The organism is Streptomyces sp. NPDC005899, from assembly GCF_040629645.1.
Taxonomy (GTDB): Bacteria; Actinomycetota; Actinomycetes; order Streptomycetales; family Streptomycetaceae; genus Streptomyces.
On the sequence record NZ_JBEXWB010000116.1, the window covers coordinates 1 to 16,794 of the forward strand.

Here is a 16,794-nt window from a genome sequence, read left to right on the forward strand (position 1 = left end):
GAGCGCGCGGGCGCCGAGGGGCGCCCCTACGACGTGCTGCTGGTCGACGCCGAACTCGGCGCCCTGCCGGCGGGCGGCGCGCCCGCGGTCCCGGCGCCGCGGGACCCGGAGGGGCCCGGCCCGGTGGACGGCATATCGCTGGTCGCCCGGGTGCGTGCCGGCCGGCCGTCGATCCGTACCGTCGTGCTCGCCGAGAGGGACGACCCGGCCCGGGCCGCGCTGGCCCTGCAGGCGGGTGCGTCGGGCTGGGTGGCGAAGGACTGCTCCCTGCAGCGGCTGCTGACGGTCGTCCGCGGGGTGCTGCGGGACGAGACGCACCTGCCGGCCGCCCTGCTGACGGGTGTCCTGCGGGAACTGACCGCGGCCCGCAAGGACCGGACCGAGAGCGAGCGGCTCGTGGAGGCGCTGACCCCGCGCGAGCGGGAGGTGCTGCGCTGCATGGTGGCGGGCCTGGGGCGCAAGGCGGTGGCGGAGCGCCTCTTCCTCTCCCCGCACACGGTGCGTACGCACATGCAGAACGTGCTGGGCAAGCTGGGCGTGCACTCGACGCTGGCCGCGGTGGCACTGGCCCGGCGGGCCGGTGTGGGGCCGGCGGCCCTAACCGGGGACGTTGTCGAACGGGGCGGTCAACTGGCGTAGCAGTCCGGCCAGTTCGGAGCGCTGCCGGGAGGAGAGCTCCCCGAGGATGGTGCGCTCCTGGGCGAGCAGGCCGGCCAGCGACTGGTCGGCCTTGTCGCGGCCCAGGTCGGTCAGCCGGACGAGGACGCCCCTGCGGTCGCTGGGGTCGGGCAGTCGCTCGACGAGGTTCTTCTTGGTGAGCCGGTCGATGCGGTTCGTCATCGTGCCCGAGGTGACCAGGGTCTGGGTCAGGAGCTGGCCGGGGGAGAGCTGGTACGGTGCGCCGGCGCGGCGCAGGGACGTCAGGACGTCGAATTCCCAGGGCTCCAGGTCGTGCTCGGTGAAGGCGATCCGGCGGGCCCGGTCGAGGTGCCGGGCCAGGCGGGAGACGCGGCTCAGGACCTCGAGTGGTTCCACGTCGAGGTCGGGGCGCTCGCGGCGCCATGCAGCGACCAGTCGGTCGACCTCGTCCTCCATGTCGATCAGTGTAAAGGGTCCCTCGACATGAAGTCTCTTGAATTCAAGTGTCTTGACATCGAGATACCTGCGCGGTGATCCTGACGGCATGACCGCACCCCTCTGGGATCCGCAGCAGTACCTGCGCCACGCGGACCACCGCACCCGGCCGTTCCTCGACCTCCTGGCCCGGATAGGGCCCCTGCCCCACGACCCGGAGCCCCGCATCGCCGATCTCGGCTGCGGCGCGGGCAACGTCACCGCCCTGCTCGCCGCACAGTGGCCCGGGGCCAGGATCACCGGGTACGACAACTCCCCCCAGATGCTGGAACAGGCCCGCGCGCGCACCGGGCCCCGCCTGGACTTCACCGAGGCGGACGCGGCCACCTGGGTCCCCCGGGAGCCGTACGACCTCATCGTCTCGAACGCCCTGCTCCAGTGGGTCCCCGGCCACACCGACCGCTTTCCCGTCTGGCTGGACGCCCTCGGCGCCGGCGGTGTCCTCGCCTTCCAGGTCCCCGGCAACTTCGCCGCCCCGAGCCACACGCTCATGCGGGAGCTGGCCGATTCCCCGCGGTGGCGCGGCCGCCTCGGCGGCCTGCTGCGCCACGACGACGCCGTCCTCCCCCCGGAGGACTACCTGCGCGTCCTCGGCGCCCGGGGCCGTACGGTCGACGTCTGGGAGACCACCTACCTGCACTTGCTCCGGGGGGAGGAGGCGGTGCTGGACTGGGTGAAGGGCACCGGGCTGCGCCCCGTCCTCACCGCCCTGGCCGACGACCCCGAGGCGTGCGACGCCTTCGTCACCGCCTACCGCGACCTCTTGCGCACCGCCTATCCCGCCGGCCCGCACGGCACGGTCTTCCCCTTCCGCCGGATCTTCGCGGTGGTCCGAGTCCCCGGCTGAGCCTTTGCCGCCCGCCGCCCGCCCGGCGCCGTGTGCCGGTCCGGCGCGGGCGCCTCGTGCGGCCGGCGGGCCCGCGGGCCGCCAGGGGGGGCACGGTCAGCTCTTGCGGTGGCCGATCAGCCGCGGCTTGGACTCCAGGTTCTCCAGTCCGTGCCAGGCCAGGTTCACCAGGTGCGCGGCGACCTCCGCCTTCTTCGGCTTGCGGACGTCCAGCCACCACTGGCCGGTCAGCGCCACCATGCCGACGAGCGCCTGCGCGTACAGAGGCGCCAGCTTCGGGTCGAAGCCGCGGGCCTTGAACTCCAGGCCGAGGATGTCCTCGACCTGCGTCGCGATGTCGCTGATCAGCGACGCGAACGTGCCCGTGGACTGCGCGACCGGCGAGTCCCGGACGAGGATCCGGAAACCGTCCGTGTACCGCTCGATGTAGTCCAGCAGCGCGAACGCGGCCTGCTCCAGGAGCTCGCGGGGGTGACCCGCCGTGAGGGCGCCGGTCACCAGGTCCAGCAGCTGGCGCATCTCGCGGTCCACCACGACGGCGTACAGCCCCTCCTTGCCGCCGAAGTGCTCGTACACCACCGGTTTGGAGACTCCGGCCCGGGCCGCGATCTCCTCGACCGACGTGCCCTCGAAGCCCTTGTCCGCGAACAAGGTGCGGCCGATGTCCAGCAGTTGCTCCCGGCGTTCCTTGCCGGTCATGCGGACCCGCCTGGTCCGGCGGGTGGGGACTGGTCTGCTGTTCTCGCCGTCTGTGCTTCCGTCGGTCGCCACGTCGTCAATCATGCAGGGTCGGCGGTCGCGGACTTGCGCCGGGAGGCGATACGGGCGGCGTCGGGCCAGCGCACGTCGTGTGCCCAGCCCAGCTGCTCGAACCAGCGGATGAGCCGGGCGCTGGAGTCGATCTGGCCCCTCAGCACGCCGTGCCGGGCGCTCGTCGGGTCGGCGTGGTGCAGGTTGTGCCAGGACTCGCCGCAGGAGAGGACCGCGAGCCACCACACGTTGCCCGAGCGGTCGCGGGACTTGAAGGGCCGCTTGCCGACCGCGTGGCAGATCGAGTTGATCGACCAGGTGACGTGGTGCAGCAGCGCGACGCGGACCAGCGAGCCCCAGAAGAACGCGGTGAACGCGCCCCACCACGACATGGTCACCAGCCCGCCGACGAGCGGCGGGATGGCCAGCGAGGCGATGGTGAAGGACAGGAAGTGGCGGGAGATGGCCCGGATGGCCGGGTCCCGGACCAGGTCCGGGGCGTACTTCTGCTGGGGTGTCTGCTCCTCGTTGAACATCCAGCCGATGTGCGCCCACCACAGGCCCTTGACCAGGGCGGGCAGGTCATCGCCGAAGCGCCACGGCGAATGCGGGTCGCCGTCGGCGTCGGAGAAGCGGTGGTGCTTGCGGTGGTCGGCCACCCAGCGCACCAGCGGACCCTCGACCGCCATCGACCCGGCGACGGCCAGGGCGATGCGGAGCGGGCGCTTGGCCTTGAAGGAGCCGTGCGTGAAGTAGCGGTGGAAACCGATCGTCACGCCGTGGCAGCCCCAGTAGTACATGACGACGAGCAGGGCCAGATCGAGCCAGCTGACGCCCCGTCCCCACGCGAGCGGCACGGCGACGACCAGGGCCGCGAACGGCACCACGATGAAGAGCAGGAGCGCGATCTGTTCGATCGAACGCTTGTTGTCGCCGCCGAGCGTGGCGGAGGCGGGCACGGTCCCGTCGGCCGCCGTCGGCAGGTTGTCGTCGATCACATCGGGGCGGGTAGGCATCGGCAGTCCCCTGAGGGTGAGGAAATATGACGAGATAACCGGGCTACGCCTCCGTAACCTACGGCAACGTAAGTATGTCAGCGATCCAGCCCGCGACACGAGAGCGCCGCCGCCGGAACCTTTGCGGGACCCGGCCCGTGCCCCCCCCTGTCGAATACCCCCCAGGGCAGCGAGCACGCCGGAGCCCCGGACACCTATCCTGGGTGCGTCGGACAGCGCGGTCCGCACTCTGCTTTCCCGGGGTGACGTCAGTACCGCGACGGCCCCGGACCCCCTGTGACAGAAGTGCTCAACCACTGCAAGGAGCCGCACACTGTGAGCAGTGCCGACCAGACACCTGCCGCCAGCGCCGAGCTGCGCGCGGACATCCGCCGCCTCGGTGATCTGCTGGGCGAGACCCTCGTACGCCAGGAGGGCCAGGAGCTCCTCGACCTCGTCGAGCGCGTCCGCGCCCTGACCCGCACCGACGGCGAGGCCGCCGCCGCGCTCCTCGGCGACACGGAGCTGGAGACCGCCGCGCAGCTCGTGCGCGCCTTCTCCACCTACTTCCACCTCGCCAACGTCACCGAGCAGGTCCACCGCGCCCACGAGATGCGCGACCGCCGGGCCGCCGAGGGCGGGCTCCTCGCCCGCACCGCCGACCGCCTCAAGGACGCCGACCCCGAGCACCTGCGCGAGACCGTCAAGAACCTCAACGTACGGCCCGTCTTCACCGCTCACCCCACCGAAGCCGCCCGCCGCTCCGTGCTCAACAAGCTCCGCCGGATCGCCGAGCTCCTCGACACCCCCGTCATCCAGGCCGACCGCCGCCGGCACGACCTGCGGCTCGCCGAGCACATCGACCTGATCTGGCAGACGGACGAGCTCCGCGTCGTACGCCCCGAACCGGCCGACGAGGCGCGCAACGCCATCTACTACCTCGACGAACTGCACGCCGACGCCGTCGGCGACGTCCTGGAGGACCTCGCCGCCGAACTCGAGCGCGTCGGCGTCGAGCTGCCGGCGGGCACCCGCCCCCTCACCTTCGGCACCTGGATCGGCGGCGACCGCGACGGCAACCCCAACGTGACGCCCGCCGTCACCTGGGACGTGCTGATCCTCCAGCACGAGCACGGCATCACCGACGCCCTCGAACTCGTCGACTACCTGCGCGGACTGCTCTCCAACTCCATCCGCTACACCGGGGCCACCGACGAGCTCCTCACCTCGCTCCAGGCCGACCTGGAACTCCTCCCCGAGATCAGCCCCCGCTACAAGCGGCTGAACGCGGAGGAGCCCTACCGCCTCAAGGCCACCTGCATCCGCCAGAAGCTCGTCAACACCCGCGAGCGCCTCGCCTCCGGCACCCCCCACCGCCCCGGCTGCGACTACCTCGGCACCTCCGAGCTCATCGCCGACCTGGTCCTCATCCAGACGTCGCTGCGCGAGCACCGCGGCGGCCTCTTCGCCGACGGCAGGATGGACCGCACCATCCGGACGCTCTCCGCCTTCGGCCTTCAGCTCGCCACCATGGACGTACGCGAACACGCCGACGCCCACCACCACGCCCTCGGCCAGCTCTTCGACCGGCTCGGCGAGGAGTCCTGGCGCTACGCCGACATGCCCCGCGACTACCGGCAGAAGCTCCTCGCCAAGGAACTCCGCTCCCGCCGGCCGCTCGCTCCCACGCCCGCCCCGCTCGACGCCGCCGGCGAGAAGACCCTCGGCGTCTTCCACACCATCAGGCAGGCGTTCGAGCGCTTCGGCCCCGAGGTCATCGAGTCCTACATCATCTCGATGTGCCAGGGCGCCGACGACGTCTTCGCCGCGGCCGTCCTCGCCCGCGAGGCAGGGCTCCTGGACCTCCACGGCGGCTGGGCCAAGATCGGCATCGTGCCGCTCCTGGAGACCACCGACGAGCTCCGGGCAGCCGACGTCATCCTCGACGAGATGCTCGCCGACCCGTCGTACCGCCGCCTCGTCTCCCTGCGCGGAGACGTCCAGGAGGTCATGCTCGGCTACTCCGACTCCTCCAAGTTCGGCGGGATCACCACCTCCCAGTGGGAGATCCACCGCGCCCAGCGCCGGCTCCGCGACGTCGCCCACCGCTACGGCGTACGCCTCCGCCTCTTCCACGGCCGCGGCGGCACCGTCGGCCGGGGCGGCGGTCCCTCGCACGACGCGATCCTCGCCCAGCCCTGGGGCACCCTGGAGGGCGAGATCAAGGTCACCGAGCAGGGCGAGGTCATCTCCGACAAGTACCTCATCCCTGCTCTGGCCCGCGAGAACCTGGAGCTGACGGTCGCCGCCACCCTCCAGGCCTCGGCGCTGCACACCGCGCCCCGTCAGTCCGACGAGGCGCTCGCCCGCTGGGACGCGGCCATGGACACCGTGTCCGACGCCGCCCACGCCGCCTACCGCAAGCTCGTCGAGGACCCCGACCTGCCCGCGTACTTCCTCGCCTCCACCCCCGTGGACCAGCTCGCCGACCTGCACCTGGGCTCGCGGCCCTCCCGCCGCCCCGGCTCGGGCGTCTCGCTCGACGGCCTGCGCGCCATCCCGTGGGTGTTCGGCTGGACCCAGTCACGGCAGATCGTCCCCGGCTGGTTCGGTGTCGGCTCCGGTCTCAAGGCACTGCGCGAAGCCGGCCTCGGCACCGTCCTGGAAGAGATGCACGGGCAGTGGCACTTCTTCCGGAACTTCCTCTCCAACGTCGAGATGACCCTCGCCAAGACCGACCTGCGCATCGCCCGGCACTACGTCGACACCCTCGTGCCCGACGAGCTCAAGCACGTCTTCGACGTCATCGAGGCCGAGCACGAGCTGACGGTGCAGGAAGTCCTCAAGATCACCGGCGGCAAGGAACTCCTCGACACCAGCCCGGTGCTCCAGCAGACCTTCGCCATCCGTGACGCCTACCTGGACCCGATCTCCTACCTCCAGGTGTCCCTGCTCGCCCGCCAGCGCCAGGCGGCCGAGCGCGGCGAGGAAGCCGACCCGCTGCTCGCCCGGGCCCTGCTGCTCACCGTCAACGGTGTCGCGGCGGGCCTGCGCAACACCGGCTGATCACCTGAGGAGCGATCCGCGGGTGCGGTCCTGTCACAGGGCGACGAACGTCGCCGCCAGCAGGGCCGCGCCCGCGGTGCCCACGCCCCATGCCGTGCGGTTCATCCGCAGCCCGCCGCCGATCAGGAGCGCGGCCAGCACCATCGCACCGCCGAGCGGCACCCACGCGTGCAGGAAGCCCGGTGTCCCGGTGCGTACGACCTCGTCGGTGCCGGGCTTCACCACCACCGGGAAGCGAAGCGGTCGCCCTCGCGCACCGCGACGGACCGCTCGACGGTCACACCGGAGCGTGCCCGCGACGCCGCGTCCGGAGCGAACGACCCCGTGCACACGTCCTCGCCGCACGCGGTGACCGTCATCGTGCCGTGTTCGCGGCCCTTGGCCAGGACGACGTGGTGCGCCGTGTCCCACGAGGCCCAGACGCCCGCGGCCAGCAGCAACAGGACCACACAGCCCGCGGCGAACGAACGGCCGTGGGCCAGCAGCCGGTGGGAGGAGCTCCGCTTCATGGGGGCCGATCTTTGGGCAGAGCCGTGCCCTGGGTCAACCTGTGGCCGGAAAAGGCCCGGGAACCAGCGGGAATGTCAGGAGTTGTACGTGGACTGCGCCCGCTCGAGCCCGTCCGCCAGCAACGACTCCACCGCGTCGGCCGCCCGGTCCACCAGGTAGGCGAGCTCCTTGCGCTCCGCGCCGGAGAAGTCCTTCAGCACGAAGTCCGCCACCTGCATGCGGCCGGGCGGACGGCCGATGCCGAAACGGACACGGTGGTAGTCCGGGCCCATCGCCTTCGTCATCGACTTCAGCCCGTTGTGCCCGTTGTCGCCGCCGCCCAGCTTCAGCCGCAGCATGCCGAAGTCGATGTCCAGCTCGTCGTGGACGGCCACGACGTGGTCCGTGGGGACCTTGTAGAAGTCCCGCAGCGCGGTGACCGGCCCGCCGGACAGGTTCATGTACGACATCGGCCTGGCCAGCACCACACGACGGCTGAGCGGCCCCGGCGGGCCCATCCGCCCCTCCACGACCTGCGCCTGCGCCTTCTGCGCGCGCTTGAACTTCCCGCCGATCCGCTCCGCCAGCAGGTCGGCGACCATGAAACCGACGTTGTGCCGGTTGGCGGCGTACTCGGGGCCGGGATTGCCGAGGCCCACGATCAGCCAGGGGTCGGTGGCGTCGGACATCTGTGCTCGGTCTCCTCGCGTACGGCCGGTGGTGGGTGCGGGGTGCGGGACATGCGCCGGGACAACCGGAACGGGGTGGCGGGCCCCCGGCAGGGATCCGCCACCCCGTCAGCCGGGCCGGTGGGGCGAGGCTCAGGCCTCGGTGCCCTCGGCCTCCTCGGAGGGGGCCTCCTCGACCTGCGCGGAGACGACCTGGAGCACGACGGCGTCCTCGTCGCCGGCCAGGACGGAACCCGACGGGAGCGGGATGTCCTTGGCGAGGATCGAGTCACCGGCGTCCAGGCCCGCGACGGAGACCGTCACGGACTCGGGGATGTGGGTGGCCTCGGCCTCGACGAGCAGCGTGTTCTGGACGTACTCGAGCAGGTTGCCGCCGGGGGCCAGCTCGCCCTCGACGTGCACCGCGATCTCGACCTCGACCTTTTCGCCGCGCGTGACGGTGAGCAGGTCGACGTGCTCGATGGTGCCCTTGATGGCGTTGCGCTGGACGGCCTTCGGGATGACCAGGGCGCTCTTGCCGTCGATCTCGAGACCGATCAGGACGTTGGCGGTACGGAGCGCCAGGAGCAGGTCGTGGCCCGGCAGCGTGATGTGGACCGGCTCGGCACCGTGGCCGTAGACGACCGCGGGGACCAGGTTGGCACGACGCGTACGGCGGGCGGCGCCCTTGCCGAACTCGGTACGGACCTCTGCGGCGAGCTTGATCTCGGCCATGATGCACTCCTCGTAAGGTGAGATGAGACGGATGGTCACCCGGCCCACGACAGGCCTGCTACGAAGAGCGCGTCGATAACGGACCGCCGCACCAACAGGTACGGCCTCCCTCGCCGAGCAACTCGCTGAGTCTACCCGCCGGGGAGGCCGCGCCCAAAGTGGATCACCCGCGGGTGACCGACCGGGGGCCCTTCGGCTCTGCCGCTAGTCGCCCTGCTCCTCGAAGAGGCTCGTCACCGAACCGTCCTCGAAGACCTCCCGGACCGCGCGCGCGATCGTCGGGGCGATGGACAGCACCGTGATCTTGTCGATCTCCAGCTCACCCGGGGTCGGCAGGGTGTCCGTGAAGACGAACTCGCTCACCTTGGAGTTCTTCAGACGGTCCGCGGCGGGGCCGGACAGCACACCGTGCGTCGCCGTCACGATGACGTCCTCCGCGCCGTGCGCGAAGAGGGCGTCGGCGGCGGCGCAGATCGTGCCACCCGTGTCGATCATGTCGTCCACCAGGACGCAGACCCGGCCCTCGACGTTGCCGACGACCTCGTGGACGCTGACCTGGTTGGGCACGTCCTTGTCGCGGCGCTTGTGGACGATGGCCAGCGGGGCGTCCAGCCGGTCGCACCAGCGGTCGGCGACGCGCACCCGGCCGGCGTCCGGCGAGACGATCGTCAGCTTCGAGCGGTCGACCTTGGCTCCGACGTAGTCGGCCAGTATCGGCAGCGCGAACAGGTGGTCGACCGGGCCGTCGAAGAAGCCCTGGATCTGGTCGGTGTGCAGGTCGACGGTCAGGATGCGGTCGGCACCCGCCGTCTTCATCAGGTCCGCGACCATGCGGGCCGAGATGGGCTCGCGGCCGCGGTGCTTCTTGTCCTGGCGGGCGTAGCCGTAGAACGGCACGATCACCGTGATGGAGCGGGCGGACGCGCGCTTCAGCGCGTCCAGCATGATCAGCTGCTCCATGATCCACTTGTTGATCGGAGCCGTGTGGCTCTGGATCAGGAAGCAGTCGGCACCGCGGGCGGACTCCTGGAACCGCACGTAGATCTCACCGTTGGCGAAATCGAAGGCCTTCGTCGGCACGAGGCCGACACCCAGCTGATGTGCGACCTCCTCGGCCAGCTCGGGGTGGGCGCGGCCGGAGAAGAGCATCAGTTTCTTCTCGCCGGTCGTCTTGATCCCGGTCACAGCACAGTCTCCTCAGACGTGTATCTGGCCCCGTGCGCAGGTGTCCCGATGTGCGACGAGCCAGCCGAAATGGGTGAGCATCTATCACGGTACGCCGCCTCGGGCGCACCTGTTTCCGGTCAGCTTTCGCCGCCGGCCTCCTCGATGGCGGCCGCAGCCGCCTGAGCCGCCGCGCTGCCGGGGCGCTTGCGCGCCACCCAGCCCTCGATATTCCGCTGCTGGCCCCGTGCCACGGCCAGCGATCCCGCGGGTACGTCCTTGGTGATGACCGAACCGGCCGCGGTGTAAACGCCGTCGCCGACCGTGACAGGCGCCACAAACATATTGTCCGACCCGGTCCGGCAGTGTGACCCGATCGTCGTGTGGTGTTTGGCCACACCGTCGTAGTTGACGAAGACGCTGGCCGCACCGATGTTCGTGTGGTCGCCGATGGTGGCGTCGCCGACGTAGCTGAGGTGGGGGACCTTCGTCCCCTCGCCGATCGTGGCGTTCTTCATCTCCACGTAGGTGCCGGCCTTGGCCTTCGCGCCCAGCCGTGTCCCCGGCCGGAGGTAGGCGAACGGGCCGACCGAGGCCCCCGGGCCCACCTCGGCCCCGTCCGCGACCGTGTTGTCCACCCGGGCGCCGGCGTGCACCACGGTGTCCGTCAGGCGCGTGTTGGGGCCGACCTCGGCGTCCTCGGCGAGGTGGGTGGATCCGAGCAGCTGCGTGCCCGGGTGCACGACGGCGTCGCGCTCGTACGTCACCGTCACGTCGATCTGCGTCGACGCCGGGTCCACCACCGTGACGCCGGCCAGCATGGCGCGCTCCAGCAGCCGCTCGTTGAGCAGCCGCCGGGCCTCGGCCAGCTGGAGGCGGTTGTTGATGCCGAGGATCTCCCGGTGGTCGGCGGCGACCGAGGCGCCGACGCGGTGACCCGCCTCCCGCAGGATCGACAGCACGTCGGTGAGGTACTCCTCGCCCTGGCTGTTGTCGGTGCGGACCTTGCCGAGCGCGTCGCTCAGGAGCCGCCCGTCGAAGGCGAACACCCCGGAGTTGATCTCCCGGATCGCGCGCTGCGCGACCGTGGCGTCCTTGTGTTCGACGATCTCGGTGACCGCGCCGCCGGCGTCGCGGACGATCCGGCCGTAGCCGGTGGAGTCCGGCACCTCGGCGGTCAGCACGGTGACGGCGTTCGCGTCGGCCGCGTGGGTGGCGGCGAGCGCGGAGAGCGTCTCGCCGGAGAGGAGCGGGGTGTCGCCGCAGACGACGATGACGGTGCCGTCGACGGTGCCGTCGAGCTCCTCCAGCCCCATCCGTACGGCGTGCCCGGTGCCGTTCTGCTCGGCCTGGTAGGCGGTGCGCACGGGGGTGTCACCGGCGGAGAGGTGGGCGGTGACCTGCTCGCTCGCGTGGCCGACGACGACGACGAGGTGCCGGGGCGCGAGTTCGCGGGCCGCGGCGACGACGTGCCCGACGAGCGAGCGCCCGGAGAGCTCGTGCAGGACCTTGGGTGTCTTCGACTTCATGCGGGTGCCCTCACCCGCTGCGAGGACGACGACGGCGGCCGGGGAGGGGACGCTCACGGAAATGCCCTTCGGCTTCGGGTGGTGGACATCCGCAGGATACCGGGGGTCTTTCCGGCCGAAACGAGCGCGGGCCCCGACCGGTGGAGGTCGGGGCCCGGAGGTATGGCGGCCCGTACGGCGCTGTGAGCTCCCCTGCCAGGACTCGAACCCGGACAAATGGCACCAAAAGCCACTGTGCTGCCATTACACCACAGGGGACTGCAAAGCATCTCCGGCCGGACATTTCGTCAGACCCTGGAGACGGCACCCAACACTATGCCGTACCAGGTGCCCTCCACGCGACGACGGAACCCGGCGTTCCGGGGATACCGGTGGCCCGCAACCCCGTTGCCCGCCGCCGCCGTTCCCGGCGAGGGGCGTACCCGGCGTGCCGCACGGGGGCCGGCCGGCCGCCCGCCCGTGCCTTCGCACTCGCCGGAAAAACGGATGCGCCCGCCCGTAGGCTGGACGCCATGACCGCAACGGGGGCAGACCGGGAGGCGGCGGGATCGACCACCCGCGGCTACTGGTGGTGGGAAAGGCGACGCGGTGTCGCCCTGGACGTGGGACTGGCGCTGTTCTCGGCGCTGGAGTGCGCTCTGGAGGGAGTGGAGTTCGCCGGGGACACCGGGCTGCCGGTGCCGGTGGGGGTGGTCTTCGGGCTGGTCGCCGGATCGGTCCTGCTGGTGCGCCGGCGATGGCCGATCGCCGTGGTGCTGGTGTCGATAGCGACGACGCCCGCCGAGATGGGCTTCCTCATGGGACTCGTCGGCCTCTACACACTGGCCGCCTCCGAGGTGCCGCGCAGGATCACCGTGGCGCTCACGGGAATGACGCTCGTCGGCACGTTCATCGTCTCCTACGTCCGGCTGCGGCAGAGCGTCGACACCCACGCCGACTTCGGGCCCGGCGTCTGGTACACCCCCGTCGTGTCCCTCTTCATGTCCCTGGGGCTCACGGCGCCGTCCGTGCTCCTGGGCCTGTACATCGGGGCCCGGCGCCGGCTCATGGAGAGCCTGCGGGAGCGGGCGGACTCGCTGGAGCGGGAGCTGTCGCTGCTGGCCGACCGGGCCGAGGAACGGGCCGAATGGGCGCGCACCGAGGAGCGGACCCGGATCGCGCGGGAGATGCACGACGTGGTGGCGCACCGGGTCAGCCTGATGGTGGTGCACGCGGCGGCGCTCCAGGCGGTGGCCCCGAAGGACCCGGCGAAGGCGGTCCGCAACGCGGCGCTGGTCGGCGACATGGGCCGCCAGGCGCTCACCGAACTCCGCGAGATGCTCGGAGTGCTGCGCAGCGGGGACGCGCTGGTGGCCCCGTCCGACGGACGGGTGCCGCTCGCGTCGGTGGGCCGGGCGGCCGCCGCGGTGGCCGCCGCCGTGGCCGCGGAGGACGGGCCCCGGCTGTGCGAGGTGGAGGCGCTGGTGGCGCAGTCCCGGGAGGCGGGGATGACGGTGGAGCTGTCCGTCGACGGCGAGCTGCGCCCGTACGCCCCCGAGGTGGAGCAGACGGCCTACCGGGTCGTGCAGGAGGCGCTGACGAACGTCCACAAGCACGCGGCGGGCGCCAGGACGTGGGTGCGGCTGGCACACCGGGGTGCCGAGGTCGCGATGCAGGTGGAGAACGGGCCGACGGACGGTGCCACGGCGGACGCCGGACTGCCGAGCGGGGGGAACGGCCTGGTGGGGATGCGGGAGCGGGTCCTCGGACTCGGCGGGGTGTTCGTGTCCGGGCCGACGGAGTCGGGTGGCTTCCGGGTGTCGGCGGTCCTGCCGGACGCCGGCGCGGCCGCGTGAGCACCACGGCGCCGCGGCCCGCGCCGGTGGACCGCAGGACCTGACGGCGTGCGGCCCCCAGCGTCTCAGCCGGAGGTGAGCCGCTCCGGCTGAGACCCCGTGACGAGCGTCTCCAGGGCGCGGTCGATGTCGGACCCGAGGTACCAGTCGCCCGTGTGGTCGATGGAGTAGACGCGCCCCTCGATGTCGATGGCGAGCACCGCCTGCCCGTCCCCCTCCTCGCCGAGCGGCGCCACCTCCGTCCGGAGCGCGCGCCCGAGGTCGCCGAGCGTGCGCGCCAGGTGGAGGCCGCTCAGCGGGTCGATGCGCACGGTGGCCGGCGCGATCTGCCGGCCCGGAGCCGAACCGGTGATGCGCAGGCCGCCGAATTCGGCCCACGCCTCCACGGCCGCCGGGAACACGGCGTGCTGGTGGCCGGCGGGCGAGGCGTGGGAGCGCAGGGCGTCGGCCCACTCCTCGGCCTGGCGGATGTTCCAGCGCCCCGGCTGCCAGCCGGCCTCGCGGAGGGCGGCGTCCAGGGGCACGGGGAAGCGGGTGGAGGAGGTGCGGTCGTGCTGGGCGGGTACGGCGGCTCGGTCGCGCATGGTGTCCTGCTCAGCCCTTCTCGGCGGTGGTCGCCGCACCGGTGGCGGTGAGGTCGACGGGGCGTACGCCGAAGTGGGCGAGCATCACCGCGCAGGACCGGCAGGGGGGCGCGTACGTGCCGTGCAGCGGATCGCCGTCCTCGCGGATGCGCCGGGCGGTGAGCCGGGAGTGCTTGAGGACCCGGCGGGCTTCGCCGTTCGTCAGCGGTTTGCGCTGGGCGCGCTTGGAGCGGCCGCTGTCGGCGGAGGTGAGCTGCCGCGAGAGCAATATCGCCTCGGGGCAGCGCCCGGTGAAACGCTCGCGCTGGCCACTGGTCAGGGTATCGAGGAAGTCCTGCACGAGGGGGTGGAGGACCGGCGGCCGGTCCCCCTTGCCCGCCGTGCAGGTCAGCGTCTCCCCACGGACGGACAGTGCTGCGGCCACGGCCGGCAGGATGCCGTCGCGGCGGTGGTGGAGCTGGGGGGTACGGCTCGGCTCGGTGGCGCGCCAGCTGAGACGTGGGTCTCCGGACGTCACTGTTTGTGCAGTATGCATGGTGCGGACTTCCCTCCCTGCAATCCCCCGAGTCGCGGGGGACAGCCTGCCAAATGTGCAGGGTGCTGGGGAAGCTGGGGCGGTAAATCGTGTCTGCGTGTCGCGGCTCACCGGCCCCGCCGTGCCGCGTCCGTCACCCACCGGTGACGTTCCGTGAGGGTCGCCGCATGGGCGGGATCCGCTCTCACGGCACCGCATAGGCTGTGCTGAACACCGGACGCAGCAGGGGGCAACCGCCATGACGACAGGTCGGCTCGGGCAGCAAGCCGCGCCACCGAACGCGGCCTACGCCGGGCAGGTCGTGCACTTCCCGGACCCGGTCCGCGCGTCCCGCCACCCCAGAGGTGTGCGGATGGACGCGAACGGCCGTCCGGATCTCTCGCCGTACGCGCGCGCCGCCGCGGAGATCGCCGACCCGCCTCCCGGCTTCGGTGTCGACGAGCTGCGACTGACGGACTACGTCTCGGCGAACGCGGCCATGGCGGCGAGCGGCCACGAGCTGTGGGACACGATCCCCGCGGTGGCGACCCCGCACGGGTGGACGTGGCACCACGTGGCCGGCGGCCGGCGCATGGAGCTCGTCCCCGTGGAGGTGAAGGCGCTGCTGCGTCACCACGGTGGGCTGGCGACCACGCCCGTGGACCAGGACCGGCGCGGCACGCGGCCGTTGCAGGAGACGCGGCCGACTCACTTCCGGCTGCCGAAGGGTGCCGTCGCGGTCGGCGAGGAGCAGATCCTGGGCGTCGAGGAGGACCTCGGCTACCGGCTGCCGGGCGCGTACCGGTCCTTCCTCAAGGCGGCCGGCGGTTCGGCCCCGGCCGGTGCTGCCCTGGACGCGGAGCTCGGCCTGCTGGTCGACCAGCCGTTCTTCACGGTGCGCGAGGAAGCCGCCATGAACGACCTGGTCTACGTGAACAAGTGCCTGCGGGACCACTTCACGAAGGACTACCTGGGCGTCGCCTTCGTCCAGGGCGGCATCGTCGCGGTGAAGGTGCGCGGCGGCGACGTCGGGACGGTGTGGTTCTGCCCGTACGACGACGCCCGGGACAGGGACGGCTGGACTGTGCAGGAGCGCGTGGAGCGGCTTCTGCTGCCCTGCGGCGAGGACTTCGACGCCTTCCTCCAGCGCCTCGCGGGCAACCCCCCGGAGCTGGAGACGGTGGCGAACCTGATGGTGGACGGCGGCTTCGCGCGTGCCGTCCCGGTGGAGGGGTGAGCGGGTTGGTGACCTTCGCGCAGGCGCAGGAGCGGGCGGACGAGTGGGTCAACGGTGACGTGCCCGCCTACCAGCACCGCGAGGTGCGGGTGCGGGAGTTCGAGCTCGGTTTCGTGGTGTGGGCCGAGGACCGCGCGGAGGGCCCCGTCTCGGACGGAGGCCGTCAGCGGCTGGTGATCGCCCGCGACAGCGGCGAGGCCACACTGTGGCCGGGGCTGCCGGTGGGTGAGGTGATCCGGCGGTACGAGGAGGAGTACGGGACCCCCGAGGGGGCCGGGCCCGCGGCTCCCGAGCCGCCGCGGCGCATCGATCTGAACCAGACGTCCTTCCTGCTGACCCCGCCCGAGTGGCTTCAGGAGGCGGCCGACAAGCTCGGCATCCCGGACCGGCGTACGGGCGAGGGCGCGGACGCCGGTGCGGGCGTGGACGCGGAGGCTCCTTCGGCTCCGGCTCCTCCCGCGCCACCGGCGCCCGCCCCGCCCGCCCCCTCCGGCGCCGCCCCGGCGACCGGCGCGACCCCGTGGCCGGCCGCGGGCGGGCAGCCCGACCACGAGCCCACGGCCCAGGACGGCGTCCCCGCCGACGCGACGCCCTGGGCCGGCACGGACACCAACGCGGGGCCGGACGACGGCGGCGTGCCGCTGCCGGCGACGGTGTTCGCGCCGCCGCTCTCGGGCTCCGACGACGACGGCGCTCCGCCGCCCGTGGTGCCGGCGGAGGCTCCGACGGCTCTGATGTCGGGGGGCAGCAGGCTCCCCCGGACCGCGGTCGTCCCCGGACTGGGGACGCAGTCCGGCGGCCCGGGCACACCCGCGCCGGGGACACCCGCCGCCCCTCCCGGGCCCGGCGCGCAGGACATCGCGGACGCCGCCACCAGCAAGGCCGTGGTGCCCCCGCGAGGCGCGCGGGGGACGGGGCCGGCCGCCCCGCCGCCACCCGGGGCGCCGGGCGTTCCGGGGCTCCGGCCGGGTGCGACTCCACCGCCGTCGGGGCCGGGTGCTCCCGGTGCGCCGGACGGCGGCTACCTGCCGACCCAGCTCGTCTCGCAGCTCGACGGCCCCGGTGCGCCCGGTGCCCCGCGGCCTCCCGGCCCCCCGGGTCCGCCGGCGCCTCCCGGCCCGCCCGGGGGTACGCCGCCTCCGGGCGGCGGGCTGCACCACGCGGCGACGATGTTCGCCGACGCGAGCATCGGCGGCCCGAGCGCTCCGCGGCCCCCCGGTCCGCCCGGAGCCCCGGGCGCCTCCGGC

The 16,794-nt window shown here is 72.5% G+C and carries 14 protein-coding genes, 1 tRNA gene and 2 pseudogenes; 6 read left to right on the plus strand and 11 right to left on the minus strand.

The window, feature by feature from the left end:
* Positions 1–639: response regulator transcription factor (locus tag ABZ371_RS15610; protein ID WP_358678998.1), on the plus strand; the 639-nt coding region annotated here is incomplete at its 5' end.
* Here ABZ371_RS15610 and ABZ371_RS15615 read toward each other — a convergent pair.
* Positions 598–1,095 (minus strand): MarR family transcriptional regulator, encoded by a 498-nt coding sequence (locus tag ABZ371_RS15615; RefSeq protein ID WP_358679001.1) that lies wholly within the window; start codon positions 1,093–1,095, stop codon positions 598–600. The two genes, ABZ371_RS15610 and ABZ371_RS15615, sit on opposite strands and share 42 nt — an antisense overlap.
* Positions 1,096–1,183: 88 nt before the next feature.
* Between ABZ371_RS15615 and ABZ371_RS15620 the strand changes: the two genes are divergently transcribed.
* On the plus strand, positions 1,184–1,981 hold the full coding sequence (locus ABZ371_RS15620; RefSeq protein ID WP_358679004.1) for a trans-aconitate 2-methyltransferase: 798 nt from the start codon (positions 1,184–1,186) through the stop codon (positions 1,979–1,981).
* 96 nt (positions 1,982–2,077) lie between these two features.
* Here the strand turns inward: ABZ371_RS15620 and ABZ371_RS15625 are convergent, their stop codons facing one another.
* Positions 2,078–2,764, minus strand: coding sequence for a TetR/AcrR family transcriptional regulator (locus tag ABZ371_RS15625; RefSeq protein WP_358679006.1), 687 nt, complete (start codon positions 2,762–2,764; stop codon positions 2,078–2,080).
* The gene (locus ABZ371_RS15630) at positions 2,761–3,747 is read right to left on the minus strand and encodes a fatty acid desaturase (RefSeq protein ID WP_358679009.1); all 987 of its coding nucleotides are present in this window, start codon (positions 3,745–3,747) and stop codon (positions 2,761–2,763) included. The genes ABZ371_RS15625 and ABZ371_RS15630 overlap by 4 nt, the downstream gene beginning before the upstream one ends.
* A 315-nt stretch (positions 3,748–4,062) precedes the next feature.
* Between ABZ371_RS15630 and ppc the strand changes: the two genes are divergently transcribed.
* Positions 4,063–6,792, plus strand: a complete 2,730-nt coding sequence (gene ppc, locus ABZ371_RS15635; RefSeq protein WP_358679011.1) for a phosphoenolpyruvate carboxylase — start codon at positions 4,063–4,065, stop codon at positions 6,790–6,792.
* Between the two features lie 33 nt (positions 6,793–6,825).
* Here ppc and ABZ371_RS15640 read toward each other — a convergent pair.
* The 6 genes and pseudogenes from ABZ371_RS15640 to ABZ371_RS15665 form a co-directional block, all read right to left on the minus strand.
* Positions 6,826–7,301: pseudogene (locus ABZ371_RS15640) on the minus strand (hypothetical protein).
* Positions 7,302–7,376: 75 nt separating this feature from the next.
* Positions 7,377–7,970 carry an aminoacyl-tRNA hydrolase gene (gene pth, locus ABZ371_RS15645; protein ID WP_358679013.1) on the minus strand — a complete coding sequence of 198 codons (594 nt, stop codon included), beginning with the start codon at positions 7,968–7,970 and terminating at the stop codon, positions 7,377–7,379.
* A gap of 132 nt (positions 7,971–8,102) precedes the next feature.
* The gene (locus tag ABZ371_RS15650; protein WP_358679015.1) at positions 8,103–8,684 is read right to left on the minus strand and encodes a 50S ribosomal protein L25/general stress protein Ctc; all 582 of its coding nucleotides are present in this window, start codon (positions 8,682–8,684) and stop codon (positions 8,103–8,105) included.
* A 204-nt stretch (positions 8,685–8,888) separates the two neighbouring features.
* Positions 8,889–9,869: a ribose-phosphate diphosphokinase gene (locus ABZ371_RS15655; RefSeq protein ID WP_358679018.1), complete on the minus strand. Its 981-nt coding sequence runs from the start codon at positions 9,867–9,869 to the stop codon at positions 8,889–8,891.
* Positions 9,870–9,988: 119 nt separating this feature from the next.
* A complete protein-coding gene (gene glmU, locus ABZ371_RS15660; protein ID WP_358679021.1) occupies positions 9,989–11,434 on the minus strand; it encodes a bifunctional UDP-N-acetylglucosamine diphosphorylase/glucosamine-1-phosphate N-acetyltransferase GlmU in 1,446 nt (481 codons plus the stop codon).
* A 130-nt stretch (positions 11,435–11,564) separates the two neighbouring features.
* Positions 11,565–11,635, minus strand: a tRNA-Gln gene (locus ABZ371_RS15665).
* Positions 11,636–11,889: 254 nt separating this feature from the next.
* Here ABZ371_RS15665 and ABZ371_RS15670 point away from each other — a divergent pair.
* Positions 11,890–13,212: a histidine kinase gene (locus tag ABZ371_RS15670; RefSeq protein WP_358679023.1), complete on the plus strand. Its 1,323-nt coding sequence runs from the start codon at positions 11,890–11,892 to the stop codon at positions 13,210–13,212.
* A gap of 65 nt (positions 13,213–13,277) precedes the next feature.
* Here the strand turns inward: ABZ371_RS15670 and ABZ371_RS15675 are convergent, their stop codons facing one another.
* A complete protein-coding gene (locus ABZ371_RS15675; protein ID WP_358679026.1) occupies positions 13,278–13,796 on the minus strand; it encodes an SUKH-3 domain-containing protein in 519 nt (172 codons plus the stop codon).
* Positions 13,797–13,806: 10 nt separating this feature from the next.
* The gene (locus tag ABZ371_RS15680) at positions 13,807–14,331 is read right to left on the minus strand and encodes a YwqJ-related putative deaminase (RefSeq protein WP_358679029.1); all 525 of its coding nucleotides are present in this window, start codon (positions 14,329–14,331) and stop codon (positions 13,807–13,809) included.
* Between the two features lie 238 nt (positions 14,332–14,569).
* Between ABZ371_RS15680 and ABZ371_RS15685 the strand changes: the two genes are divergently transcribed.
* Positions 14,570–15,547 (plus strand): SMI1/KNR4 family protein, encoded by a 978-nt coding sequence (locus ABZ371_RS15685; RefSeq protein ID WP_358679031.1) that lies wholly within the window; start codon positions 14,570–14,572, stop codon positions 15,545–15,547.
* A pseudogene (locus tag ABZ371_RS15690) lies at positions 15,544–16,794 on the plus strand (hypothetical protein); the annotation flags it as partial. The gene ABZ371_RS15685 and the pseudogene ABZ371_RS15690, both read left to right, overlap by 4 nt.